The 25,958-nt window shown below is 63.4% G+C and carries 19 protein-coding genes and 1 pseudogene; 11 read left to right on the top strand and 9 right to left on the bottom strand.

Features of this window, described 5'->3' with window-relative positions:
* The first annotated feature begins 5 nt into the window (after positions 1 to 5).
* Positions 6 to 1,700 (top strand): EAL domain-containing protein, encoded by a 1,695-nt coding sequence (locus ACPPVR_RS41025; protein WP_426612164.1) that lies wholly within the window; start codon positions 6 to 8, stop codon positions 1,698 to 1,700.
* 119 nt (positions 1,701 to 1,819) lie between these two features.
* Here the strand turns inward: ACPPVR_RS41025 and ACPPVR_RS41020 are convergent.
* Positions 1,820 to 4,170, bottom strand: a pseudogene (locus ACPPVR_RS41020) (PAS-domain containing protein).
* Positions 4,171 to 4,395: 225 nt separating this feature from the next.
* Between ACPPVR_RS41020 and ACPPVR_RS41015 the strand changes: the two are divergent.
* Positions 4,396 to 5,313, top strand: coding sequence for an ankyrin repeat domain-containing protein (locus tag ACPPVR_RS41015; RefSeq protein WP_426612163.1), 918 nt, complete (start codon positions 4,396 to 4,398; stop codon positions 5,311 to 5,313).
* A gap of 18 nt (positions 5,314 to 5,331) precedes the next feature.
* Here ACPPVR_RS41015 and ACPPVR_RS41010 read toward each other — a convergent pair whose 3' ends face one another.
* From ACPPVR_RS41010 to ACPPVR_RS40990, 5 genes are all read right to left on the bottom strand, one after another.
* Positions 5,332 to 5,907, bottom strand: coding sequence for a c-type cytochrome (locus tag ACPPVR_RS41010; protein ID WP_426612162.1), 576 nt, complete (start codon positions 5,905 to 5,907; stop codon positions 5,332 to 5,334).
* Between the two features lie 84 nt (positions 5,908 to 5,991).
* Positions 5,992 to 7,707 carry a pyrroloquinoline quinone-dependent dehydrogenase gene (locus ACPPVR_RS41005; protein WP_426612161.1) on the bottom strand — a complete coding sequence of 572 codons (1,716 nt, stop codon included), beginning with the start codon at positions 7,705 to 7,707 and terminating at the stop codon, positions 5,992 to 5,994.
* A gap of 262 nt (positions 7,708 to 7,969) precedes the next feature.
* Positions 7,970 to 8,845: an acyl-CoA acyltransferase gene (locus tag ACPPVR_RS41000; protein ID WP_426612160.1), complete on the bottom strand. Its 876-nt coding sequence runs from the start codon at positions 8,843 to 8,845 to the stop codon at positions 7,970 to 7,972.
* A 36-nt stretch (positions 8,846 to 8,881) separates the two neighbouring features.
* Positions 8,882 to 9,862 (bottom strand): amino acid--[acyl-carrier-protein] ligase, encoded by a 981-nt coding sequence (locus ACPPVR_RS40995; protein WP_426612159.1) that lies wholly within the window; start codon positions 9,860 to 9,862, stop codon positions 8,882 to 8,884.
* 65 nt (positions 9,863 to 9,927) lie between these two features.
* Positions 9,928 to 11,145, bottom strand: a complete 1,218-nt coding sequence (locus tag ACPPVR_RS40990; protein ID WP_426612158.1) for an acyl-CoA dehydrogenase family protein — start codon at positions 11,143 to 11,145, stop codon at positions 9,928 to 9,930.
* 357 nt (positions 11,146 to 11,502) lie between these two features.
* Between ACPPVR_RS40990 and ACPPVR_RS40985 the strand changes: the two genes are divergently transcribed.
* The 3 genes from ACPPVR_RS40985 (at position 11,503) to mtnA (ending at position 13,922) form a co-directional block, all read left to right on the top strand.
* A complete protein-coding gene (locus tag ACPPVR_RS40985) occupies positions 11,503 to 11,775 on the top strand; it encodes a phosphopantetheine-binding protein (RefSeq protein ID WP_426612157.1) in 273 nt (90 codons plus the stop codon).
* Positions 11,776 to 11,919: 144 nt separating this feature from the next.
* On the top strand, positions 11,920 to 12,795 hold the full coding sequence (locus ACPPVR_RS40980) for an S-methyl-5'-thioadenosine phosphorylase (RefSeq protein WP_426612156.1): 876 nt from the start codon (positions 11,920 to 11,922) through the stop codon (positions 12,793 to 12,795).
* A 17-nt stretch (positions 12,796 to 12,812) separates the two neighbouring features.
* Complete coding sequence (gene mtnA / locus ACPPVR_RS40975) at positions 12,813 to 13,922, top strand: S-methyl-5-thioribose-1-phosphate isomerase (protein WP_426612155.1); 1,110 nt, start codon at positions 12,813 to 12,815, stop codon at positions 13,920 to 13,922.
* Positions 13,923 to 13,928: 6 nt separating this feature from the next.
* Here the strand turns inward: mtnA and ACPPVR_RS40970 are convergent, their stop codons facing one another.
* The gene (locus ACPPVR_RS40970; protein WP_426612154.1) at positions 13,929 to 14,564 is read right to left on the bottom strand and encodes an HAD-IA family hydrolase; all 636 of its coding nucleotides are present in this window, start codon (positions 14,562 to 14,564) and stop codon (positions 13,929 to 13,931) included.
* 103 nt (positions 14,565 to 14,667) lie between these two features.
* Between ACPPVR_RS40970 and ACPPVR_RS40965 the strand changes: the two genes are divergently transcribed.
* Both ACPPVR_RS40965 and ACPPVR_RS40960 read left to right on the top strand, forming a co-directional pair.
* On the top strand, positions 14,668 to 15,426 hold the full coding sequence (locus ACPPVR_RS40965) for a S1 family peptidase (protein WP_426612153.1): 759 nt from the start codon (positions 14,668 to 14,670) through the stop codon (positions 15,424 to 15,426).
* A gap of 122 nt (positions 15,427 to 15,548) precedes the next feature.
* Positions 15,549 to 17,051, top strand: a complete 1,503-nt coding sequence (locus ACPPVR_RS40960) for a flavin-containing monooxygenase (protein WP_426612152.1) — start codon at positions 15,549 to 15,551, stop codon at positions 17,049 to 17,051.
* Positions 17,052 to 17,254: 203 nt separating this feature from the next.
* Here ACPPVR_RS40960 and ACPPVR_RS40955 read toward each other — a convergent pair whose 3' ends face one another.
* Both ACPPVR_RS40955 and ACPPVR_RS40950 read right to left on the bottom strand, forming a co-directional pair.
* Positions 17,255 to 18,175, bottom strand: a complete 921-nt coding sequence (locus tag ACPPVR_RS40955; protein ID WP_426616288.1) for a response regulator — start codon at positions 18,173 to 18,175, stop codon at positions 17,255 to 17,257.
* Positions 18,165 to 21,536, bottom strand: coding sequence for a hybrid sensor histidine kinase/response regulator (locus ACPPVR_RS40950; protein WP_426612151.1), 3,372 nt, complete (start codon positions 21,534 to 21,536; stop codon positions 18,165 to 18,167). Before ACPPVR_RS40950 ends, ACPPVR_RS40955 begins: the two co-directional genes overlap by 11 nt.
* A 175-nt stretch (positions 21,537 to 21,711) precedes the next feature.
* Here ACPPVR_RS40950 and urtA point away from each other — a divergent pair, with 175 nt between their 5' ends.
* The 4 genes from urtA to urtD all read left to right on the top strand — a co-directional run bounded on the left by urtA (position 21,712) and on the right by urtD (position 25,957).
* Positions 21,712 to 22,971 (top strand): urea ABC transporter substrate-binding protein, encoded by a 1,260-nt coding sequence (gene urtA, locus ACPPVR_RS40945; protein ID WP_426612150.1) that lies wholly within the window; start codon positions 21,712 to 21,714, stop codon positions 22,969 to 22,971.
* Between the two features lie 131 nt (positions 22,972 to 23,102).
* Positions 23,103 to 24,029: an urea ABC transporter permease subunit UrtB gene (urtB, locus tag ACPPVR_RS40940; RefSeq protein ID WP_426612149.1), complete on the top strand. Its 927-nt coding sequence runs from the start codon at positions 23,103 to 23,105 to the stop codon at positions 24,027 to 24,029.
* A 19-nt stretch (positions 24,030 to 24,048) separates the two neighbouring features.
* The gene (gene urtC / locus ACPPVR_RS40935; protein ID WP_426612148.1) at positions 24,049 to 25,191 is read left to right on the top strand and encodes an urea ABC transporter permease subunit UrtC; all 1,143 of its coding nucleotides are present in this window, start codon (positions 24,049 to 24,051) and stop codon (positions 25,189 to 25,191) included.
* Positions 25,192 to 25,201: 10 nt separating this feature from the next.
* Positions 25,202 to 25,957, top strand: coding sequence for an urea ABC transporter ATP-binding protein UrtD (gene urtD / locus ACPPVR_RS40930; protein WP_426612147.1), 756 nt, complete (start codon positions 25,202 to 25,204; stop codon positions 25,955 to 25,957).
* Position 25,958 lies beyond the last annotated feature (1 nt).

The raw sequence follows: 25,958 nt of genomic DNA, 5'->3' as shown, positions 1-25,958 counted from the left end.
CGATTTTGACCCCCGCATTGCCGCAAGCTGCCGAAATCCTGGCCGCCCTCGGCCAGGCCGTTTTCGTCTGGGATATCGCCAGCGACGCCATCGTCTGGGGCGAGCAGGCCGGCGCCGTCTTCCCCGGCATTCCCGCTGAGCGGCTTGCGACCGGCGCTGAGTTCGCCAAGCTGATCGAGCCCGCGCAGACGCTGCGGACCGCCGCGCTGGCGCAGACCGTCGCCGTGCACGGCGCTGATGGCACGCCCTACCGGGTCGAGTACGGCGTCCGCGTGAGCGCCTCTGACCCTGTGGTCTGGATCGAGGAAACCGGCCGCTGGTTCGCCGGCGCCGACGGCCGCCCGGTGCGCGCGATCGGCTCCGTCCGCATCAACAATGAGCGCCACGCCCGCGACGAGGAGCTGACCAAGCTCGCCCGGCTCGATCCCCTGACCGGCGAGCTCAACCGCTCCCACCTGATCGCGGCGCTCGCCGAGGCGATCGAGGAGACGACCCGCTTCCGCTCGACCGCAGCTTTCATGCTGGTCAGTATCGATCACCTTGCCCGCGTCAACGATGCTTTCGGCTTCGACGTTGCCGACGCCGTGATCCTCGACGTCGCCAAGCGCATCCGCCTGCGACTGCGCGGCGGCGACGTGCTCGGCCGCTTCTCCGGCAACAAGTTCGGCCTGATCCTGAAGAACTGCACCGTCGACGATATGAACGTCGCCGCCGAGCGCTTCCTTGCCGGCATCCGCGACGAGGTGGTGCCGACCAAATCAGGCCCGGTCTCGGTCACCGCCTCGATCGGCGCGGTCAGCGTGCCGCGCTATGCTCGCAACACCGACGAAGCCGTCAATCGCGCCCATGAAACGCTGGACGCCGCCAAGAAACGCCGCTCTGGCTCGTTCGCCGCCTGGCGCCCGGACGCCGCGCGCGATGCGCAGCGCCGCGTCAACATCCGCGTCACCGACGAGATCGTCACCGCGTTGAACGAGCGCCGCATCAAGCTCGCCTATGAGCCGGTGGTGGCGGCCGGATCGCGCGAGGGCGCATTCCATGAATGCCTGGTGCGGATGGACCAGGGCGGCGGCCAGGTGCTGCTCGCGCCCGACATCGTGCCGGTCGCAGAACGGCTCGGCCTCATTCGCCTGGTCGATCATCGCGTGCTCGAGCTCGTGGTCGCTGAGCTTGCGGCTGCGCCCGACATCCGCCTCAGCCTCAACATCTCGCCGGACACGACGATGGATCCGGACTGGTGGGCCGGAATCGAATCGCTGATGCACGCGCATCCGGGCGTCGCCGAACGGTTGATCGTCGAGATCACCGAGACCGTCGCCATCCAGGACATCGACGACGTTCGCGCCTTCGTCGGCCGCCTCAAGCATTTCGGCAGCCGCATCGCCATCGATGATTTCGGCGCCGGCTACACTTCGTTCCGCAATTTGCGCAAGCTCGGCGTCGACATCGTGAAGATTGATGGCGCCTTCGTGCAGAACATCACCCATTCCGCCGACGACCGCGCTTTCGTGCAGACCCTGATCGACCTCGCCCGCCGCCTCGACATCAAGACCGTCGCCGAATGGGTGCAGGACGAGGAAGCGGCCAACATGCTGCGCGACTGGGGCTGCGACTACATCCAGGGCAGGTTGATCGGGCTAGCGTCGGCCGACCGCCCTTGGGTCGCATCGCCGGATAGCGCGCTGCCGGCAGCGGGGTAAAGCTTCGTCGCCGCTTGAGTGGGGTGCGCGCAGCGTCGCAAACGCTGCGATTTTCCTTTTGAAATCAACGCCGTTCTACTTTGCATGGGGTTGTTTTCAGGAAACTGGGCGGAAATCCCTCACGCCACGCGGCGGACCGCGCTCAGCCGCTCGATGGTAGGACCGACCTCCGCCGCCGGGCATGGTCTGCCGAAATAATAGCCCTGCACCGCGGTGCAGCCGCATTCGCGCACGAAGTCGAGCTGTTCGATCGTCTCGACGCCCTCCGCCGTGGTCTCGACGCCGAGCACTGCGCCGAGGCTTGCGATCGTTCGGACGATCGCGATGCTTTCCGGGCTTTCGCCCAGCGTGCCGACGAAGGAGCGATCGATCTTGATGCGGTCGAACGGAAATTTGCGCAGATAGCTCAGCGAGGAATAGCCGACGCCGAAATCGTCGAGGCTGACGCGCACGCCGAGCGAACGCAGCTGATGCAGGATTTCGATCGTCGCCTCGCTGTCGTCGAGCAGTGCCGTCTCGGTGACCTCGAGCTCGAGCCGTTGCGGCGGCAGGCCGGCCTCCGCAAGCGCGCTTGTCACCATCGCCACCAGTCCGCGGGAGTGGAATTGCACCGGCGACAGGTTGACCGCGATCGTGAGGTCCGGCCAGGATGCCGCCGTCGCGCACGCGGTGCGCAGCACCCATTCGCCGATTGGAACGATCAGGCCTGTTTCTTCGGCGATCGGAATGAACTCGGCCGGCGAAACCAGGCCGCGCGACGGATGCTTCCAGCGCAGCAGCGCCTCGAAGCCGGTGAGCTCGGTTGCGTCGAGCCGCACCTGCGGCTGAAACTCATTTTCTCGCGGAACAGCGTGCGGTTGGGCAGGTCGGTGAGCGAATCGTGCCGCGCCATGTGTGCGACGCGGGCCTGGGCCTTGTGGCGCTCGGTGACGTCCTCATAGGTGACGACCCAGTCGCCATGCTCCATCCGTTTGTGATTGAGCTTGATGATGCGGCCGTCGCTTAAGTGGCGGTGCAGGGTGTGCTCGCCCTCGCGCAGCCGTTCGACATAGTCGGCATAGAGCTTGGCCGCGGTCGTGTTCGGATGGATGCCGAGGTCGCAGCTATGCTCCATGATCTCGCGCATCGAGATGCCAGGCTTCACGATGTCGGGTGATAGCCCGTACATCTCGATGTAGCGGCGGTTGCAGACGATCACGTGCAGGCTCGAATCGAGCATGCACAGGCCCTGGCTCATGTTGTTCAGTGCGGCGTCGAAGCGGCGATACTGTTCGCTCAGCTCCTCGACCGCGTGCTCGCGCTCGCTGATGTCCTCGTAGGTGGCGACGAAGCCACCCTCGGGCAGCGCGCAGTAGCGGACCGAGACCACGGTGTTGTTCGACATGCTCCGTCGCATAGGCGAGGAGTCGCGGCGAGCGATCTGGGCGCGGGCGGATTCGAGGATCTGCTGCGGGCTGTATTCCGAAGCGAAGGCGCCATTCGCCATCGACCGCTCGATCAGCTCGCCGAGATGCGTGCCGGGCTTGCTCTCATCCGGCGACAGCCGGTAGATCGTCCGGTACGTGGTATTGCAGACGCGCAGGCGCATGTCGCCGTCGTAGAAGGCGAGCCCGTGCGCCATGTTCTCCAGCGCGGCGTCCAGCATCAAGTTCTGCTGCTTCAGCGTTTCCTCATATTGCAGCCGCTCGGTGACGTCCTCATGCACCGTCACCCAACCGCCGTCGGGCATGAACCGGGAGATCGCCTGGACCTTGCGGCCGTCGTAGCGCGTCACGTGGACGGTTTTCGGACTCCTCGTCCGGACATCGTCGATCCGGGCATCGCGAAATTCTTCCCCGGACATGTCCGCGCGATTACCGCGCGAGAGCCAATGGTCGATCGCCGTGCTGTGCGTGACGCCCGGTTTCACGATGTTGGCGTCGAGGTTGTAGAGGTGCAGGAAGCGCTCGTTGCAGACGACGACGCGGTTGTCGGCGTCGTACATGATGAGGCCGTGCGACATGTGGGCGAGCGCGTGCTGACTGCGCTCGGTCTGCAGGCGCAGCTCCGCTTCGAGCCGGGCGAGGCGGCTGACATCGTCGCAAACCGTCATCCAGCCGCCGTCGGGAAGCGGCTTCAGTTCGAGCGACATCACGAGGCCGCCCGCGAGCTGTTCGGTGCGGAACGGCTGGCCAGCAGCGATCCGCGCCATGCGCGCGGCGTAGAGCGCGTCGACTTCCCCGGCCGGGATGTTACCGAGCGCCACGCTGTGGGCGAGCACGTCGCGGTAGCTCGTGCCGACCCGCACGATCTCGGCCGACATGTTGAACAGCGTGAGGTAGCGCTGATTGACCAGCACGATCCGGTTGTCTGCATCGTAGACGCAGACGCCCTGTTCCATCCGATCGAGCGCAAGCTGGCTCAGCGCGACCAGGGCTTGCGGACCCTGCTCGCGGCGTGGACCAGGCTCGTTGTCGTCGGTCGACATCATGGGATCGGTGGATCTCGGCGGGCAATAGACTTAACGCAACGTAATTCAGCCACTGAGCGTAGCGAAGAGGCGGGAAAATTCCCTTAAGCGCCGTAGTTTACGGAGGGTGACTGCAGCCTGCGCGAGGCGAGCCAAACCGCAGCCGCTGGCATTGCGATGACTTGGCAGTGGCCCGGTACCGTGTCACGTTTGCGTCCCGGGATATCTTAAAGGGAGGTGACTGCCGTGTATCGCCGCGCCGTCTTGCTGGGAGTTGTGATAGCCGCCTTCGCCGCCGTTTCGCCGACCGCTGCCGCTGATGCCGTGCGCTGTCAGGAGCTGACCCGCCAGTTTCAGAGCACCAAAGCGCAGATCACGGCCATCGAGGTGTCGCTGTTGCTGTTTTCGGCCGCCGATTCCGGGTGCCTTACGCTAGAGACCGAACTCCTCGACGCCGGAGCCTCCGTCGATGCGCGCGACCGGCTGGGGGCTCGGCCGCTCGGCCACGCGGCACGCTTTGGTAACCTTGATGTGGTCGACCTGCTTCTGGCGCGTGGCGCGCCGATCGACGCGCGCAATCTCGCCGGCGCGACCGCGCTCTATGCCGCATCCGAACGCGGCCATGCCGCGGTGGTGGCGCGCCTGATCGAGCGCGGCGCCGACGTCAAGCTCGCCGGCCGCAGCGGCATCTCTCCCATAGCTGCGGCGGCCTATGCCGGCAGTGATGCGACCGTCGAGATTTTGCTCGCGCACGGAGCCGACGAGCGCGCCGCGGACGAAACAGGCAAGCCGCCGATCGTCTATGCCGCGGCCGGCGGTCGGCTCGACATCGTGAAGCGGCTGCTCGCGCGCAGCGTCGACGTCAATGCACGCTATCCGCACGAGTTGACGCTGCTGATGTGGGCGGCTGGAGCCGACGAGAAGGTCGAGCAGGCCGAGGTGGTGAAGGTCGTCAGCTTTCTGCTCGACGGCGGCGCGCATATCGATGACAGCGACGCGCGCGGCCGCACCGCGCTGATGATCGCTGCGGAGGGCGGCCGGGCTGACGTCGTGACAATTTTGCTCGCGCGGGGCGCCGACCCGTCGCTCCGCGACAACGCCGGCAAGCGCGCTGCCGATCTCACCGCGCTGACAGCGCTGCGCGAGCGCCTGTTGACGCATTGAGGGAGAAGGCGCGGCCTCTCACAACCCCGCCAGAAACTCCGCCAGCGCCGTGAGATCGCTCTCCGGCGTCGCGATCATCAGGTCCGACATGCCGGGATTGTTGCCGCGGGCGCGGGTGCGGAAGTCGGCCATGGTCTTTTCGAGATATTCGCGGCTCTGGCCGGCCAGCCGTGGCGTGGTGCTGGAGCCCTGGAATTGCTCGAGATGGCAGCCGGTACAGCCGACCGAATGCTCGGCGTCGGTCGCCTTCTTCGAAACGTCCTTTGGCGCGCGGGGCTGCCCAAGGTCCGGCCACTTCTTCTGCGAAAAATATTCCGCGATCGCCAGCATGTCGTCCCTCTCGAAGGCTGATGCGATAGGCTGCATGATCTCGCTCTTGCGGTCACCGCGCTTGAAGTCGCGAAGCTGGATATAGACGTAGCCGGTCAGCTGGCCCCAGATCACCGGAATCGTCTTGTCGATCGGTTTGCCGTCGGCGCCGTGGCAGCCGGCGCAGACCTCGACTTTCTCGGCGATGTTGTCCGCCATCGCGGGTGCGGCGCCTGCGCAGAGCGCTAGTCCGAGCAGAATGACCGAACGCAATTTCATCGCCATGGCATCAATCCATAAATCCATATGCTCTAACGAAAGCGGGGCCGCGTGCGGCCCCGCCTGGTTCACGATAGGATTGCTGTCGGCTCAATCAAGCGTAAAGGCGATGATGTTGTTGCCGCGCTTGAAATTGACTTGGGTATTGCCGCCCGCGCCGACCACGATGTACTGCTTGCCGCCCACCATGTAGCTCGACGGCGGTGCGTTGACGCCTGCGCCGGCGCGGAAGCTCCAGAGCTCCTTGCCGTCGGCGGAGTTGTAGGCGGCGAACTTGCCGTTGCCTTCACCCGTGAAGACGAGCCCGCCCGCGGTTGCCAGGATGCCGCCGATCATCGGCTCCGGCGTCTTCACCTGCCATTTGATCTTGCCGGTGTCGTAGTTCACGGCGGTGATGTTGCCGGACTGCTTTTCGCTGGGAATGGCAGTGAAGGCGCCACCGAGCCACAGCTTGCCATTCGGATAGGGCGAGCTCTCGACACGATAGGTCATCGGCTGATGCAGGTTGATGGCATAAGCCAGCGACTGGCTCGGATCGGTCGCGATCGGCGACCATTCGACGCCGCCGTTCGCACCCGGCAGCATGCGGGCGCCATCCTTGGTCGGCAGCACCCACATGTTCTCCTGCGGCACCATCGCCTCGGAGAAGCGGATCAGGCTGCAATCCTTGCGATCGTGCACATAGATGTGCCCGGTCTTGCCGGCATGGAGCACGCCGGGGACGGTCTTGCCGCTCTTGTCCTTCACATCGACCAGCACCGGCGGGCTCACCGCGTCCAGATCCCAGACGTCGTGTGCGATATACTGGAAGTGGCAGACATACTTGCCGGTATCGAGGTCGAGCGCGACGAGCGAGTCCGTGTAGAGATTGTCGCCGGGACGAGTCGAGCCGTCGAGGTCAGGCGAGGGATTGCCGACCACGAAATAGATCCGGTTGGAGGCCAGATCGACGGCCGGATTCTGCCAGACGCCGCCGCCGAGTTTTGCGAAGGGATCGCCGTTCTTGGCGAGCGCGTCCTTTTCCGCGGCGATGTCGCGATGCATGTCGCGGCCGGTGGCATCCTTGGTGGCCCAGACGCCGACCGTGCTGTCCGGAATGGTGTTGAAGCTCCAGACCTGCTTGCCGGTTTTGGCATCATAGGCGCGGACAAAGCCGCGGATGCCGTACTCGCCGCCATTGGTGCCGATCAGCACCTTGTCCTTCACCACCGTCGGCGCCATCGTCTCGCTGTAGCCCAGCTCAGGATCGGCGATATCGGTCTTCCAGACCACGTCGCCGGTCTTGGCGCTCAACGCGATCAGCTTTGCATCAAGCGTTGCGAGATAGACCATGTCGTTCAGGACCTGGACGCCGCGGTTGTTCGGGCCGCAGCAATAGGTCGTGATCGGTCCCATCTTGTGATTGTAGTGCCAGAGCTCGCGTCCGGTCTTGGCGTCGAGCGCATAGACGTGGCTGTAGGAGGTCGTCACGAACATCACGCCGTCGACCACGATGGGCGAGGTCTCCAGCGATTCCTTGACGTCGGTCTGGTAGATCCAGGCGACGTGCAGGTTCTTCACGTTTTTCTGGTTGATCTGCTTGGCCGGGTGAAACCGGGTCTGCGCGTAATTGCCGTTGGTCAGCAGGAAATTGGTCGCGTTCTTGTCGGCGGCATTGAGCATCGCCTGCGTCACTGGCGTGACGTTGGCCGTGCCCACCGGGCCGACGGAGTCCTGCTTCACTTCCTGTTGTGCGTAAGCGGTGGCTGGCAGGAAACAAGCCAAGCCAAATAGCGCGGCGTAGCCGCCGATCGACAGTCTATTCATCCATCCGCCCCAATAATTGTTTTGTTTTAACCGGCCGAATATTGCGCGGTGTGGTGGAACTCTGACTCCGCGACGGCCGCTTTGACAAGGAGAAAGAGTTTTCAGCTCTCGTCTCACGGGCGCAAATTAAAACGTTCGCTGTTGCGGGATGAATTGTTGCTCTGCGATGGCGGAGCGAGCCGTGTCTGTGCCCGCCGGTCATTTGCCGCGATTGCGAGGATCTTGCCGCAGGGGAGCGATGACCGCCCCGGCGCGTCGACCCTCAAGGACCGTACAGCACCAATTCCGTATCGGTGAGATCGGCCAGTTTCGGCCGATGCGGGCCCTTGAAATATTTGCGGCCGCGGCGCTCGGTATAAATACCGACAAGGCCGGGGATCGGTTCGTTGGCATCGACGATCACCGAGATCTTGCCGAGCCGCAGCAGCAGCCGGCCGATGCGGCCGGCGCAAGCGGCGTATTCGGCGGCGCTGCGGCAGTAGATGAGCTGCATCGCTGGCGGTGCGATGAAACCGCGGCGGATGCGCACCGCTTGCAGGATGAAGGGGAAGGTGCCCTTCGGCGTGCGGCAGACCAGGCTCAGGCAATTGTAGCGCGCATGTCGCGTCAAAAGCTCGGTCTCTTCGTCGGAAAGCCCTTCGATCTGCTTGGTATGCTGCGAGATGACCTCGATCTTGCTCCAGCGCGGGGCGCGCGACAGCGCGGGCACCGAGAAGAACAGGCCGCGGCAATAGGCGCGAAAACCCTGGGTCTCGATGATCGGCCAGGTCCAGACCGCCGGGCTGATGTTGAGATAGGTCACGTCTTTGTGCCGCTGCGCGATCTTGGTCAGCAGCGGCGCGTAGTTGCGATAGGCCGGCTCGACATACCAGCTCGACAGATTGCACTGGATGGCGGTCTCTCTGCCGTCCTTGCGCGTGGTGTAGATCAGCAGCAGCACGCCGACCGGCGTGCCGTCATTGTCGAGCATGTAGCCGAAGCGCGGATAACCCTCCGGCACCGGCCGGAAGGCCTGTCGGCGCAGGCCCTGGATCCAGTAATTGCGCGAGCGGCCGACGAAGCCACGCGTCAGCAAGTCCGCGATGGCTTCGACATCGGACTCGGTAATCTCGCGGCATCGGACCTTGGTATGGATCACGCTCGTCTTACCCGTGGAAATGGTCGACCTCTTACCTTAGCGCCAGCCTTCGCCGTGGGCGTCAGCCGGAGCTAGCGGCTGCATACCCAGAATGTCCCGCACCTTGGCGGGCCAGGCGGAGAGATCGGTGCCGTGCGTGTGGAACATCGCGACCGCGAGCCGGTCCATGCCGAAAGCGACGCAGCCGGTGTGCGCGGGCTCTCCATTGGCGTCCTGGATGCCCCAGGTCACGCCGAAATGCTCGCGGTGATAGTTGAAGCTCATGCAGGCGGTCGGCTGCTCTGCCGAGCGCAGCGGGATCAGGAGCTCGAACTTGAGCTGCTGCTGCTTCTGGCTCACGGCCTTCATCTGGCCGACGCGGCCGAAGAAGGGATCGCTGGCATAGTCGACGCGGAAGGTCAGGCCGAGATCGGTCGCGATCCCCTGCGCGCGCACCATCCAGCGTTCGCGGAAATCGGCGACGTCGCCGGGGGTGCCGATGCAGACATATTCGCGCATCCGGAACGATTGCAGCCGGTCGAGCTGTTTTGACGGCTCGCGGCGGAAACAGTCGGCGGCGACATCGAAGCGCAGGCCGCCCTTCGGCAGCTGGCCGCGGCTCGCCGCGATCGGATAGACGGGATAGCATGCGGCCGGCGACAGCACGAGATCGGCCGGCGACAGCGACGTTGTCCAGTCGCCGCCGGCATCGAAGCGGCTCACCGCGGCGTTGATCTCGCGCTCAGTGCCATGCAGGCCGCAGACGCAACCAAGCAGGTTTGGAAAGCTCTTGAGATAGCCGGATTTTTCCAGCTGGGCGCGGCTCATCACCGGCGGAAAGCGCATCACTTCGGTGCCGGCTTCGCGATTGCTTGTGATCAGCGCGGCGAGTCGCTCGACGATTCCCTCATAAAGCGCGGTGCGTGCATAGACGCCGTCCGATCCCATGGGATGAAACAGCGTATCGGCGAGATGATCGAGCGGATCGGCAGCCTGCGGCGCGGTCTCGGGCGAATCGGGGAGAACAGCAATGTTCATGTTCGACTTCCTGTTATCGGCAATTGTTCTTGTTAGCTCGAAGGCTTGTTCGTCCCGAAGACTTCTCAGTCCCGAAGACTTGCCGGAATGCCGCTCATCAGCGTCGATGTGGCGGCGTTGGCCAGAATGCGGTCGTTGTTGATCATGATCGGCGACGACAGCACGTCGCGCAGGTGGCGGCCCATGGTGAATTCGCCGTCGTTGCGGTAGCCGGAGAGGCCGGTGGTGCGCATCGCATGCATCACGGTCTCGACCGCGAGCTCCGAGGCCTGCACCTTCAACAGCGTGATCGAGGACTGAAAGTCGAGCGAGCCCAGCGCGCGCTCGTCATGCTCGGCGCGGGCAAAGGCGTCGAGATTGGCCGATATCAGCGCGCGCAGCTTTGCCAGCGACATTTTCGCGGCCGTGAAATGCGCGGCCGCCGGCGGCATCTGCCCGCCGGAGCTCCGGGCTGCCTTGCGGATGAAGGCCTGCGCGCGGGTCACTGCGGCTGCAGCGATGCCGGCCCAGGCCGAGGACCAGCACAGATGCGCGAACGGCGTCATGGTCTGCGAATGGATCTTGTCGTAGGATTCCGGGAAGACGCGGTCGGCGGGGCAGTCGACCCTGAGCTCGAAGCCGGTCGAGCAGGTGCCGCGCATGCCGAGCGTTTCCCAGCCCAGCGTCCGCTTCAGCGAATAGTCGTCCTTGGCGAGCGCCAGCAGCACCTGGTCGGAGGCGGCGGCGTCGGTGGCGCGGCGCGCGATGGTGACGAGGCCGTCAGCCTCGGCGCCGTAGGAGATCACGGTGGCGTCGCGCACGAGCGAAACGGTGTCGCCGGCGTTGTCGACGGCGGCGGCGCTGGCGCGGATGTTGCCGCCGTTCTGGCCCTCGGTGGTGGAGGAGGCGAGCAGCCACTGGTCGCGAGCGACCCGGCGCATCATGGTTTCCATCCAGGGAATGCCGTGGCCATGGCGGATCACGCAGGCCACCTTGGTCGTATGCATCGCGTAGATCATCGCGGTCGAGGCGCAGGCGCGTCCGAGCGTGTAGCAGATATCGGTGACGTCGTAGATCGAGGCACCGAGCCCGCCGAACTCGACCGGGATCATGACGCCGAGTAGCTTCTGCTCGCGCGCAGCGTCGAAAGCCTCGTGAGGGAAGCGGGCGTCGCGGTCGACCCCGTCGGCGTCGGCCGCCGCCACGGTGGCGGTACGGGCTGCGCGCTCGATCAAGAAGGGGCCCTGTTCGAGAAGGCTCGCCTGCGTTTCGTCGACAGTGAGAGCTGCTTCACGCACGTTCATACTCGTCCGCCTCCGGTTCGCCGTTCGAGATCGTCAGGCATCGGCATTGATGCTGTTTACGACCATCCGACCCTATTTACGTTTGAAGCGAGGCTAGGGATTTGACTCAAATTAGTCGATTAAATTCAGGGTAAACGCGCCCCAATTCCAAATGGACAGTTAAGGTCCGGTTGTTCCGACCTCGCAAACTCCGATTGTCCGATTAGCGATTTGGCAGTGCCGCTAATTTTAATCAACGTGAGTCATCGTTTACTAAGAAGCGCGAAGTATTGGTCGAGCCCATTGCGGGATCGGCTCGCCCTGCCCATCGTATCCGGCAGTCCGGTCCGAACTTGATAGACATATGGGAATTTGCCGATGCAGGCCTTCGATACAGACGTGCGCAATCGCATCATCAAGCTGGTGAAGGGCATCCTCGAGCAGAATTCGCTCTCGGCCAATGTCGCGCCACAGGCCAAGCTGGTCGACGTCGGCCTGACCTCGATGGACATGGTCAATCTAATGCTGGGTGTCGAAGCCGAGTTCGACTTCACCATCCCGCAGTCCGAGATCACGCCGGAGAATTTCCAGTCGGTTGAGACGCTGGAGCGGATGGTCGCAAGCCAGTTGCAGCCCGCGACCGCGGCTTAATTAAGCGCTTCGCCGGGACGACGTTGTGGCAAGTGCCTTGCGCTCTTCACGACACCGCCATCCAGCCCACCACCCCAGTTCCAAAACCGCAGCAAAACTGGCATAGCTTAACCATGTCGCAGGTGGCGAACGGGTGGAGCAGGCATGACGCAGGCGGTATTGGGCATCATCGGCGGCTCCGGCATTTATGATTTGCCGGGACTCGAGGGCGCGCGCGAAGAGGTGATCAGCAGTCCCTGGGGCGAGCCGTCGGCGCCGGTACGGCGTGGCACCATCGCCGGCCTGCCGATCGTGTTCCTGCCGCGCCATGACAAGGGTCATCGGCTATCGCCCTCCGACATCAATTATCGCGCCAATATCGACGTGTTGAAGCGCGCCGGCGTCACCGACCTGATCTCGCTGTCGGCCTGCGGTTCCTTCAAGGAGGAGATGCCGCCCGGAACGTTCGTTCTCGTCGACCAGTTCGTCGACCGCACCCACAAGCGCGAGAGCTCGTTCTTCGGCAGAGGCTGTGTCGCGCACGTGTCGATGGCGCATCCGGTCTCGCCGCGGCTGCGCATCCATCTTGCTGCCGCAGCCGAAGCCGAGGGCATCGCGGTCGCACGCGGCGGCACCTATGTCTGCATGGAGGGGCCGCAATTCTCCACCTATGCGGAGAGCATGACCTACAAGACACTGGGCTATTCCGTGATCGGCATGACCAACATGCCCGAGGCCAAGCTCGCGCGCGAAGCGGAGATCTGCTACGCCACGGTTGCGATGGTGACGGATTTCGATTGCTGGCATCCCGATCACGACGCGGTCACTGTGCAGGATATCATCCGTGTGCTGACCACAAACGCCGACAAGGCCAAGGCGCTGGTGGCACGGCTGGCAAAGGAGTTCCCGCGCGAGCATGAACCGTGCCCGATCGGCTCGGACCGTGCGCTCGATACCGCGCTGATCACCGCGCCCGAGGCACGCGATCCGGAGCTCCTGAAGAAGCTCGACGCCGTGGCGGGCCGTATCCTGCGCGCCTGAGACGAAAGGCAAACGCCATGAAGGTCGACGGCAAACATTTTCGCAGCATCTGGCGCGAGCGCGACGGCTGGTCGGTCGGCGCCATCGACCAGCGCAGGCTGCCGCATGAGTTTGTGGTCGCTCGGCTGACCTCGTGCGAAGATGCGGCCGTGGCGATCCGCGATATGCTGGTGCGCGGCGCGCCGCTGATCGGCGCGACCGCCGCTTACGGCATGGCGCTCGCGATGCGCGAGGATGCCTCCGATAATGGCCTGAAGCGCGCCTACGAGACGCTCGTCGTGGCACGGCCGACCGCGATCAATCTGAAATGGGCGCTGGACGAGATGCGCGCGACGCTCGCGCCGATCGATCCGCTCGAACGGGCGGAAGCGGCCTACGCCCGCGCCGACGAGATCGTCGAGCAGGACGTCGAGATCAACCGCGGTATCGCCAGCAACGGCCTGTTGCTGATCGAGGCGATCGTGGCGAAGAAGAAGCCGGGCGAGGTCGTCAACGTGCTGACCCATTGCAACGCCGGCTGGCTCGCCACTGTTGATTGGGGCACGGCGACGGCGCCGATCTATCTCGCGCATGAGCGCGGAATCAAGATCCATGTCTGGGTCGACGAGACCCGCCCGCGCAATCAGGGCGCCTCGCTCACGGCGTGGGAGCTCGGCCATCACGGCGTGCCGCACACCGTGATCCCCGACAACACCGGCGGCCATCTGATGCAGCACGGCATGGTCGATCTCGCCATCGTCGGCACCGACCGCGTCGCCGCCAATGGCGACGTCTGCAACAAGATCGGCACCTATCTGAAGGCGCTCGCCGCGCACGACAACAACGTGCCGTTCTACGTCGCGCTGCCGTCGCCGACGATCGATTTCGCGGTCGATGACGGCATTCGCGACATCCCGATCGAGCAACGTAGCGGCGCTGAAGTCACCGATATGACAGGCCGCACCGCGGATGGCCGGCTCGAGACGGTGCGTATCGTGCCTGAGGGCTCACCGGTCGCGAACTACGCGTTCGACGTGACCCCGGCGCGCCTCGTCACCGGCCTTATCACCGAACGCGGCGTGCTCAAGCCCGACCGCGCCTCACTCGCCGCCGCCTTTCCCGAACGGATCGCCGCCGCCGCGGAGTAGCTGACGTTACCCCAGCTTCAATCCCGTCGCCGCCTCGAGCTCGGCGATCGCCTGGGCGCCGCTGGCGACCTTGATCGTGGTCATGCCCATCTCGCGCGCGGGCTTCAGGTTGACGCCGAGATCGTCGAGATAAACGCAAGCCTTCGGATCGACCTTCAGTGTCTCGACCATCATGCGGTAGATGCGCGGATCGGGCTTGCGCAGGCCGATCTTCGCGGATTCGATGACGTGGTCGAACAGCACCATCACCTCGGCGACATAGAGGGAGCGTCCTGTCATGCTGCCGATCGCATTGGCGGGCAGATTGTTGGTGATGCAGCCGGTCTTGAATTGCGCCTTGATGCGCTTCAAAGCCTCGACCATTTCGGGGCGCAGGTCGCCCTGAAGCAGCGGCAGCACGTCACGGCCGCGCACTTCCGCGCCGAGCGCGCGAGATTCCTCGGCGAACAGCTTGTCGAAGGCATCGATATCGACTTCGGCGCGCTCGAACTTCGCCCAGGCGTTTTCAAGATGATTGGCGGCGTTGGTGCGCCGGATGATGTCGACCGGCAGGCCGCGCTCCCGCTCGAACCGCGCAAAGGCCTCGAAAGGCGAGCTCGTCAACACGCCGCCAAAATCAAAGATCACAGCTTCGATCGCCAATGTCCTGCCCTCGCCAATGCTTTCCCAAAACGGCTAGCATGCGATATCGGTAAGGGCCAGCCCATCTCAGGCCTGACCGTTTCGACCGCAAAGACATGTTCCCATGAAGAAGTCCGCGACACTCATCGCAGCCGCACTGCTACTCGCCACACCCGCTCACGCCATCGTCGGCGGCGGCACGCCGCAGACCGACGGCGTTGCGCGCGCTATCGTCACCATCGTCGGTTCGCGCGGCAATTTCTGCACCGGCAGCCTGATCGCGCCCAAGCTGGTTTTGACGGTCGCCCATTGCGTGCAGCCGGGGGCGGACTACAAGATCGTCGATCGCGGTGCCGACGGTCAGCCACAGTTGCTGAACGTCCGCTCCGTCGCGATCCATCCAAACTTCAACATGCAGGCCATGCAGGCGCATCGCGCCACGGCCGACGTGGCGCTGCTGCAACTCGATATTCCACTCAAGGGAAAATCGGCGGTGCCGGTCGGTGCACCAAATATTCCAATTCAGGTCGGAGGCCGCTTCACCATCGTCGGCATCGGCGTCACCGTGCGCGGTGATGGCAAGAGCGGTGGCACGACGCGCGTGGCCGCACTCGTCGCCACCGGCCAGCCCGGCACCCTTCAGATCCGCCTCGTCGATCCCGTAACCAACGGTGTTCGCGACGGAATTGGCGCCTGCACCGGCGATTCCGGTGGTCCGGTGTTCGAGGACAAGCCCAATGGCGCCGTGCTCGTCGGGGTGATCAGCTGGTCGACCGGGCCGAATGGCGCCGCCGGCTGCGGCGGATTGACCGGCGTCACGCCGCTCACGCTTTATCGCGACTGGATCTTGCAGACCGCGCGGAGCTGGGGTGCGGCTCTGTGATTTGATCGCGACTTGATCTATGTCATTTTAAAGCGGAAGCGCGATGGGCGACCATGCCCGTCGCGGAGGAAACGCGCCGCCCATCAAGGGCGGCCTGAAAAAGACAAGGCATAGAAGCAACAATGAATGTCGCTGTTCGCAGTCACGCCACGACCAAACGGGCTTCTGAACATTTCGATGTGCTGATCGTCGGCGCCGGCATCTCCGGCATCGGCAGCGCTTATCACGTCACAAAGCAGCTACCGGGCACGAGCTACGTCATCCTGGAAACGCAAGCGACGTTCGGCGGAACGTGGAGCACGCATCGCTATCCCGGCATTCGTTCCGACAGCGATCTCCATACTTTCGGCTACAGCTTCAAGCCCTGGGTCGGCCCGCCGATCGCGTCCGCCGAGGAAATCCTCGCCTACATGAACGAGGTGATCGACGACAACGATATCGCTCGGCACATTCGCTACAAGCACAAGATCAATTCCGCGAGCTGGTCGAGCGAGCAAAATCTCTGGACCATCGAGGCGATGACGACGGACACCGGCGAAGCGAAGACCTTCACCGCGAACTTCCTCTGGATGTGCCAGGGCTATTATCGCCATTCGGAAGGGTATACGCCGGAATGGAAGGGCGCCGACCGCTTCAAGGGCCGCATCGTCCATCCGCAAACCTGGCCGGATGATATCGACCTTGCCGGCAAGAAGGTCGTCGTGATCGGCTCGGGCGCAACCGCGGCGACATTGGTGCCGAACATCGCGGATACATGCGCGCATGTCACCATGCTCCAGCGCTCGCCGACCTATTTCCGACTTGGCCGCAACGCCATCGAGATCGCGGAGGAGCTACGCCGGCTCCAGGTCGACGAGGCCTGGATCCACGAGATCGTGCGGCGCAAGATCCTGTTCGAGCAGGATGCGTTTACGAAGCTCTGCCTCTCCAAGCCCGAGCAGGTGAAGAAAGAGCTGATCGGCCAGATCAGCGCGGTGCTCGGGCCGGACTACGACGTCGAGACCCACTTCACGCCGAGCTACCGGCCGTGGCGGCAGCGCATTGCCTTCGTGCCGGATGCCGATCTGTTCAAGGGTATCGCCAGCGGCAAGGCCTCCGTGGTCACCGACGAGATCGAATGCTTCGTCGAGAACGGCATCCAGCTCAAATCCGGCAAGCTGTTAGAGGCCGATGTCATCGTCACCGCGACCGGCTTCAACCTGGCCGCGCTTGGCGATATCGCCTTCGAGATCGACGGCAAGCCGCTCGCCTTCGGCGACACCGTGACCTATCGCGGCATGATGTTCACGGGCGTGCCGAACATGGTGTGGGTGTTCGGATATTTCCGCGCGAGCTGGACGCTGCGCGTTGACCTCGTCGCGGATTTTGTCTGCCGGCTGCTCGGCCACATGAAAGCCAAGGGGACGAAGAAGGTCGAGGTGAGCTTGCGCGCCGAGGACCACAACATGCCGATCCTGCCCTGGATCGATCCCGAAAACTTCAACCCCGGCTACATTATGCGCGACATGAATCTGTTGCCCAAGCGCGGCGACAAGCCGGAATGGCAGCACAGCCAGGATTACTGGACCGAGAAGGACGAGATCCCGAAGACGGATCTGGATGATGGGGCGTTTGTGTATGGGTGAGGGGCGATAAGCGCTAGCCGCATATTACAATGTCGTCCCGGCGAAGGCCGGGACCCATACCGCGGAATCTATCGATCGCGGACGGTGGTAGTCCCACGATAACGGGTCTTCGCCAAACTACGTCTTGTGGTTATGGGTCCCGGCCTTGGCCGGGACGACACCTTTTATTGGGTGGGCAATGTCTCGATTCATTTCGCGCATGACTACGAATTCCGCCGCGTCGCATTCGTCGCAATCGCGGCTGCCGCCGTCCGGTTCTCCACGCCGAGCTTTGCGTAAATCTGCTCCAGATGCTTGTCGACCGTGCGCGGGCTCAATCCCAGGATCTGCGCGATGTCGCGGTTGGTCTTGCCCTTGCTGAGCCATGCCAGCACTTCACCCTCGCGGGTGGTGAGGCCGAGCTCGCTGGTGAATTCGGGCGGCAGCGCGGTGCCGGATTCCTTGGAGAGCCGCAGCAGGAACTCGTTCGGCCCGGTTTCGCCCATGTAGTAGAACCGGAGTTGCGGATTGTCGGGCAAGGAGGCCGCCTGAGACTTCGAGCTGCCCTTGCCCTTAACCTGCTCCAGCCATTGCAGCAGCGATGGCGGCAGGACGAAGTCGTCGACCTGCGCGCCGTGATGATCGCTCAGCAATTTCTGCGCCTGCGGCGTCGCCCAGAGGATGTTGCCCTGGCGGTTGACCGAGAACAGGAAACGGCCGGAGACATCTAGGGCTGTGCGCGCGCTCTGGGTCAGCCGGGCATTGCCAAGGTGGACGCGGATGCGCGCCAGCATCTCCTCGATCACGATTGGCTTGGTCACATAGTCGACGCCGCCGGCTTCCAATCCGCGCACGATGTGCTCGGTTTCGGCGAGGCCCGTCATGAAGATCACGGGGACGTTGGCGAGACCGGCGTCGCGCTTGAGTCGACGGCAGGTCTCGAACCCGTCCAGCCCGGGCATCACTGCGTCGAGCAGCACGATGTCGGGCGTGATCTGCTCGACGATGCGCATTGCGGATGCGCCGTCGAGCGCCACCATCACGGTCATCCCTGCGCCGTCGAGCGCGTCTGTCAGCAGCCGCAGCGTCTCCGGGGAATCGTCGACAACGAGCGCGACGTCGCGCTTTTTCGTCTCAATGCTCATAAGCATGCAGTGTTTTCAATGTGGTCATGTATTGGTCGAGATCGAAGCGATCGACCAGCGATCGCATTTCGGCGACGAAGTCGGCGTGCTCGGGATGCTCGCTGCCGATCTCGTCGAGCTTCAACTGGATGCCCCTGACGTAGCCGATCTGACCGAGCCCGATCAACGCCTCGACGTGCCTGACCGGCGGCCGCGAGCCGCTCTCGGGCTGCCACAGCGGTACTACGATCTCGTCGGAGCCGTATTGCCACTCGAGCTTCAGAAGCTGACGGATCGTTTCCAGCAGCCGCGGGATGTCGATCGGCTTCATCAAATAGCCGTCGTGGAAAGGCTGTGCCAGCGGCGTGCCATGCGCCTCCAGCGCGCTCGCCGACACCATCAGGATGCGCGTCTGATGATGGCCGTCTGCGCGCAGCTGCTCCGCGACGGTCCAGCCATCCATGCCCGGCATCGAGATATCGAGCAGGAACAGATCGGGCCGGCAATGCTGCGCCAGCGCGAGGCAGCCCGGTCCGTCGGCGGCGCTGAGCAGGATGAATCCCAGCGGGGTTAGCACCTCGCGCAAGAGATCGCGATGCACGGGGTCGTCGTCGGTGATGAGGATGGTCTTGCGTGCACCGTGATAGCCGGAGACCGGTGCCTCCACCGGCGCGATGCGCCTGGGGTTGGCGACTTCAGACAGCAGCATCTTGACCTTGAACGTGCTGCCGCGGCCAACCGTGCTGGTGACCTTGATGTCACCGCCCATCACGCCGGCGAGCAGCCGGCTGATTGTGAGCCCCAGGCCGGTACCCGTTTGCGGCTGCGAAACCCCGAGCGCGCCGCGCTCGAACGGTGCGAAAATGCGTTCGAGGTCGTCGCTCCGGATGCCGGGGCCGGTATCGGTCACTTCGAACTCGGCGACGGGACTGCGGTAGTGCACGATAAACTGCAAGCTGCCGGTCTGGGTGAACTTGATGGCGTTGGAGAGCAAATTGATCAGGACCTGGCGCAGCCGCTTTTCGTCGGCATAGACCACGGTCGGCAATGTCGCGGGACGCCTGAAGACGAAGTCGATGCCTTTGGCGCTGGCCTGGAGGCGGAACATGCCGACGAGCTGATCGAGGAATTCGCTGAGACGAACCTCGTCGCGAGAGAGATACAGCCGTCCCGCTTCGATCTTGGAAATATCCAGGATGCCGTCGATCAAGCCGGAGAGGTGATCGGCACTGCGGCGGACGACGCGGACCTGATCGCGGGGCTTGGTGTTCAGCGTCGAATCCTGTTCGAGGAGCTGGGCATAGCCGCTGATCGCGTTCAGCGGCGAACGCAGCTCGTGGCTCAGGCCCACCACATAGCGGCTCTTGGCGAGGTTGGCGGATTCGGCAACCTCCTTGGCGCGCTGGAGCTCGGCGTCGGTGCGCTTGTGGGCGTCGATCTCCTGGATCAGCAGCGTGGTCTGCCGCCGTGTCTCGGCCTCGGCCGCACGGCGGCTTTGCTGCGCCAGCACGAACAGCCACGCGACGACGCCGATGATGATGCTGAGCGAGAAGAACACCTTCCACAGCACGTTGGAGACGAGCATGTTCTCGCCATGCACGCTCGCCGAGGTCTGGAGATAGATCAGCCCGAGCACCAGCGCGACGAGGCCGGCGGAAACGACGAACACGCCGAGGTAGTGGCCGAGCTGCGAGTTGATCCGCGCGTAAATCGGCTGCGGCAGGATCTTGCCCAGCGTCTCGGAGAATTGCGCCTGGATGCGCGCGTGTGGCTTGCAGAGATCGTGGCAGCGCGCATCAAGCGAGCAGCACAAGGAGCAGATCGGTCCGGCGTAAGCAGGGCAGGAGGCCATGTCCTCCGGTTCGAACGAGTGCTCGCAGATGCAGCACTGGATCGCTTCGATGTTCTGCCAGCTCCGCTTCGGTTTGCGCGCGATGTAATATTTGCCGTCGGTGGCCCAGGCAATCAGGGGTGCGGCGATGAAGGCGGCCGCCAGCGCGATAAACGCCGACAGCGCCTTCGCAGTGGGTCCGAACAGGCCGTAGAAGGCGCTGATGGAGACAATTGTGGCGATCGTCATCGCGCCGACGCCGACCGGGTTGATGTCGTAGAGATGCGCGCGCTTGAACTCGATCTGCTGCGGCCGCAATCCAAGCGGCTTGTTGATGACGAGATCGGCGACGAGCGCGCCGACCCAGGCAATCGCAACGTTGGAATAGAGCGCCAGCGTCTGCTCCAGCGCCTTGTAGACGCCTATCTCCATCAACAGCAGCGCCACGATGACGTTGAAGACCAGCCAGACGACGCGGCCGGGATGGCTGTGCGTCAAGCGCGAGAAGAAGTTCGACCAGGCGATCGAGCCGGCATAGGCATTGGTGACGTTGATCTTCACCTGCGACAGGATCACGAACGTGCCGGTCAATGCCAGCGCGAGGTCGGGCTGCGACAGCACGTATCGGAATGCTTCGAGATACATATGCGCCGGCTCGGCGGCCTCCTCGGGCGGCACTCCGTGGCTGAGCGCAAAGAAGGCGAGGAACGAGCCGGCCAGCAATTTCAGCGCGCCAAGCACGATCCAGCCGGGACCCGCGCTCATCAGCGCGATCCACCATGACGCCTTGGAGGCGCGGCTGTCGCGCGGTAGGAATCGCAGGAAGTCGACCTGCTCGCCGATCTGCGCCACCAGAGAGAACACCACCGAGGCCGCCACACCGAACAGCAACAGATCGAAATGTCCGTTGAGATCGCCGTGCTCGCCCGAGAACTTGCGCCACTCCGTAAACGAGTGCGGGTTGTGCCAGGCGATCGCCGCGAACGGCATGATGTGCAGGATGATCCAGAGCGGCTGCGTCCAGAGCTGGAAGCGGCTGATCAGCGTGATGCCGTAGGCCACCAGCGGGATGATGACGACGGCGCTGATGAGATAGCCTACGGGGCGCGGAATCCCGAAGCACATCTCGAGCGCGGAGGCCAGGATCACGGCTTCGATCGCAAAGAAGATGAAAGTGAAGGAGGCGTAGATCAACGAGGTGATGGTCGAGCCGATATAGCCGAAGCCGGCGCCGCGGGTGAGTAGGTCAATATCGATGCCGCATTTGGCTGCATAATAGGCAATCGGCACGCCGCAGCAGAAGATGATGGTCGAGACCACGAGGATCGCAGCGGTGGCGTTGGTGACACCGTAATTGAGGGTGATGGTGCCGCCGATCGCCTCCATCGCCAGGAACGAGATCGCGCCCAGCGCCGTGTTGGCAACTCGGGCGGCGGACCAGCGGCGCGCGCTCTTGGCGGTGAAGCGCAGCGCGTAGTCTTCCAGCGTCTGGTTGGCCACCCATTGATTGTACTGGCGCCTGACGCGGTCTATTCGCTGCCGCCCTGCCACTTAACCCCACTCCCGAACTCTTCAGAACCTCTCGCCAACTCGCAAATCCCGTACCAAAAGCCTACGTCGGTATTTTGCGGTGCAGTATACGCGATCTTGCGTATGCTTGCGGTGCACAAATTCGAGCCATCCTCACGGGACCAAACGCGTGTCCTCGAACAAAAGTGGGGTGCTCATGTCAGACGAAAAAACCAAGGGCCTATTGTCGCCGCTCCGGCGCAAACTATTGATGGGAATGGCGGCCGTGCCCGCTATCACGATGCTGCCGCGGGCGTCTTTTGCACAGGCTCCGGCGACCTCGACGGTCAACACCACGGGTCTGGCGGTCACCGACACCGAGGTGACGGTCGGCATCCTGCATTCGGCGACCGGCACCATGGCCATCTCCGAGACCGGCTCGATCGAAGCCGAAAAGCTCGCCATCGAGCAGATCAACGCCATGGGCGGCGTGCTCGGACGCAAGATCAAGTTCATCCAGGAAGACGGCGCCAGCGACTGGCCGACCTTCGCGGAGAAAGCCAAGAAGCTGCTGGTCAACGACAAGGTCGCAGCGATCATGGGCTGCTGGACCTCGGCCTCGCGCAAGGCGGTGCTGCCGGTGGTCGAGCAGTACAACGGCATGCTCTATTACCCGACCTTCTACGAAGGCCTCGAGCAGTCCAAGAACGTGATCTACACCGGCCAGGAAGCCACCCAGCAGATTCTCGCCGGCCTGAACTGGATCGCCAAGGAAAAGGGCGCGAAGTCGTTCTTCTTCGTCGGCTCCGACTACATCTGGCCGCGCACCTCGAACAAGATCGCGCGCAAGCATGTCGAGAACGTGCTGAAGGGCAAGGTCGTCGGCGAGGAGTATTATCCGCTCGGCAACACCCAGTTCAACTCGGTCATCAACAAGATCAAGCTGACCAAGCCCGACGTGATCTTCACCGACGTCGTTGGTGGCTCCAACGTCGCCTTCTACAAGCAGCTCAAGGCTGCCGGCATCGACCTCTCCAAGCAGGCGCTGCTGACGATCTCGGTGACCGAAGACGAGATCGACGGCATCGGCGGCGAGAACATCGCGGGCGCCTATGCTTGCATGAAGTACTTCCAGTCGCTCGACAATCCGAACAACAAGGCGTTCGTGCCGGCGTTCAAGAAGATGTGGGGCGAAAAGACCGTCATCGGAGACGTCACCCAGGCTGCCTATCTCGGCCCGTGGCTGTGGAAGTTGACGGTGGAGAAGGCGGGCTCCTTCGACGTCGACAAGATCGCGGCGGCTTCGCCCGGCGTCGAGTTCAAGGGCGCTCCGGAAGGCTATGTGCGCATCCACGAAAATCATCACCTCTGGTCGAAGACCCGGGTGGGACGCGCCAAGCTCGATGGCCAGTTCGAGCTGATCTTCGAGACTGCCGATCTCGTCGAGCCGGATCCGTTCCCCAAGGGCTACCAGTAAGTCGCGGCATCTGCCGCGATCTTCTTAGAAACCAAGCCGCTCCCTGGCGTGGACAGCAAATCCACGCCCAAGACCCCCGCGTCGCGAACCTGCTCGCGACGCGGGACCCTTATCCCTGACGGAGGACATCGATGTTCGGCGACTATTCGCTTGGTGACCTTGGCTCCATCTTCGTCATGCAGGGTTTTGCAGGACTGATCCTGTTCTCGGTCTACGTCCTGATGGCGCTGGGGCTTGCGATCATCTTCGGCCAGATGGGCGTCATCAACATGGCTCATGGCGAGTTCATGATCCTCGGCGCCTACGTCACCTGGATGACCTCGAATCTCTTCCAGACCTATTTGCCGAGCCTGTTCAGCGGCTACTTCTTCCTCGCGATGATCCTGGCCTTTGTCGCAGCAGGTGCGCTGGGAATGCTGGTGGAATGGGTGCTGATACGGCATCTCTACAAGCGCCCGCTCGACACGCTGCTCGCCACCTGGGGACTCAGCCTGATCTTGCAGCAGGCCTATCGCTCCGTGTTCGGGGCGCGCGAGGTCGGCGTCGAGCTGCCGCAGTGGATGCTCGGGTCGCTGCACGTCACCGACAGCATCGAAGTGCCGATCAACGGCGTCTTCGTGATGTGCCTTACTGTGTTGATCACCGTCGGCGTTGCCTATGTGATGTACAAATCGCGCTGGGGCCGCCAGGTCCGCGCCGTGGTGCAGAACCGCATTATGGCCGGTGCCGTCGGCATCAACACCGAAAAAGTCGATCGCTATACCTACGGCCTCGGCTGCGGGATCGCCGGCATCGCCGGCAGCGCCTTCACGATGATCGGCTCAACCGGGCCGACGTCGGGACAGCTCTACATCGTCGATACATTCCTGGTGGTCGTGTTCGGCGGCGCCGCGAGCCTGCTCGGCACCATCGCCTCGGCCTTCTCGATCTCGCAGACGCAATCCACCCTCGAGTTCTTCCTGTCGGGCTCGATGGCCAAGGTGCTGACGCTGCTCGCTGTTGTCGGAATCCTGATGCTGCGGCCGCAAGGGCTGTTCGCCCTCAAGGTCCGTAAGTGAGAAACGGAAGGCTGATGCAATGACCGACAATCGCTTCTTCAATCGATCGGAGTTGATCGGAATTCTGTTGCTCGCGGTCTTCCTGGTGGTGATCCTTCCGCTCACGCTCGATGTCTTCAGGCTCAATCTGGTCGCCAAATATCTGACCTATGCCTTCGTCGCGCTGGGGCTGGTGGTCTGCTGGGGTTACGGCGGCATCTTAAGCCTCGGCCAGGGCGTGTTCTTCGGGCTCGGCGGTTACTGCATGGCGATGTTCCTCAAGCTGGAAGCCTCCAGCGTCGAGAACACCAAGATCCAGTCGACGCCGGGAATCCCGGATTTCATGGACTGGAATCAGATCACCTCGCTGCCGCTGTTCTGGAAACCATTTCACAGCCTCACCTTTACCATCGCCGCCATTATTCTGGTGCCCGGCATCTTCGCCCTGATCATCGGCACGGCGATGTTCAAGCGCCGGGTCGGCGGCACTTACTTCGCCATCATCACCCAGGCGGTCGCGGCCATCCTCACCATCCTGATCGTGGGACAGCAGGGCTACACCGGCGGCATCAACGGCATGACCGATTTGCGGACGCTGAAGGGGTGGGACATCCGACCCGATCACGCCAAAATCGTACTATATTTCTTCGAGGTCGGATGCCTGTTCGTCTGCATCATGATCGCGCAGTTCGTCCGGCACTCCAAGCTCGGGCGCATCCTGGTCGCGATGCGCGAGAAGGAGGACCGTGTCCGGTTCTCCGGTTACAGCGTCGCGAACTTCAAGATCTTCGCCTTCTGCATCGCCGCGGTGTTCGCCGCGATCGGCGGCGCCATGTTCGCGCTCAATGTCGGCTTCATGTCTCCGTCCTTCGTCGGCATCGTGCCGTCGATCGAGATGGTGATCTACACCGCGGTCGGCGGCCGGCTGTCGATCCTCGGTGCGGTCTACGGCACGCTGCTGGTTAATTTCGCCAAGACCAGCCTGTCGGAGACGTTTCCTGAATTGTGGCTGTTCGGATTGGGCGGCCTGTTCATCGCCGTCGTCCTGGCCTTCCCGAACGGCCTGGCCGGGATCTGGGGCGACTACGTGCAGCCGCGCATCGATCGCCTGATCTCGTCGCGCAAACCAAAACCCGAAGGCTGGACCGACGGCTCGGTCGCCGACGGCGCCCCGGCGGAGTGAGGAGATCATCATGCTCGTAGGTCACCAGCCCAAGGAATTCCTGCTCGCGGTCTCTGCGCTGACGGTGTCGTTCGACGGATTTAAGGCCGTCAACGATCTCTCCTTCTACGTCGACGAGAACGAGATCCGCGTTATCATCGGCCCGAACGGCGCCGGCAAGACCACCGTGCTCGATTTGATCTGCGGCAAGACCAAAGCAACGTCCGGCTCGATCCAGTTCCGCGGCAAGGAGCTGACACGGATGAAGGAAAACGAGATCGTCAAGACTGGCGTCGGCCGCAAGTTCCAAAACCCGTCGATCTACGACGATCTCACGGTGTTCGAGAATCTGGAGATTTCCTACCCCCGCGGCCGCTCGGTGTTCGGCGCATTGACTTTCACCCGCGACGCCGCCGTGCGCGACCGGGTGCATGAAGTGGCCGAAATGATCTTCCTGAAGGACCGGCTGAACGTGAACGCCGATCTGCTCAGCCACGGCCAGAAGCAATGGCTCGAGATCGGCATGCTGCTGATCCAGGACCCGGACCTCTTGATGCTGGATGAACCCGTCGCCGGCATGAGTGTCTCAGAGCGCGCCAAGACTGCCGAACTGCTCAACCGCATCATCAAGAACCGTTCCGTGCTGGTGATCGAGCACGACATGAAGTTCGTCGAGGACATCGCGCACAAGGTCACCGTGCTTCACCAGGGCCAGATCCTCTCCGAGGGCACCATGGAGAAGGTGAAGAACGACCCCAAGGTCATCGAAGTTTACCTGGGCCATTAAG

The sequence above is a fragment of the Bradyrhizobium sp. McL0616 genome, assembly GCF_049993385.1.
Classification (GTDB): Bacteria; Pseudomonadota; Alphaproteobacteria; order Rhizobiales; family Xanthobacteraceae; genus Bradyrhizobium.
Note: the sequence above shows the minus strand (reverse complement) of the source record. Positions and strands in the feature narration are given on the sequence as shown.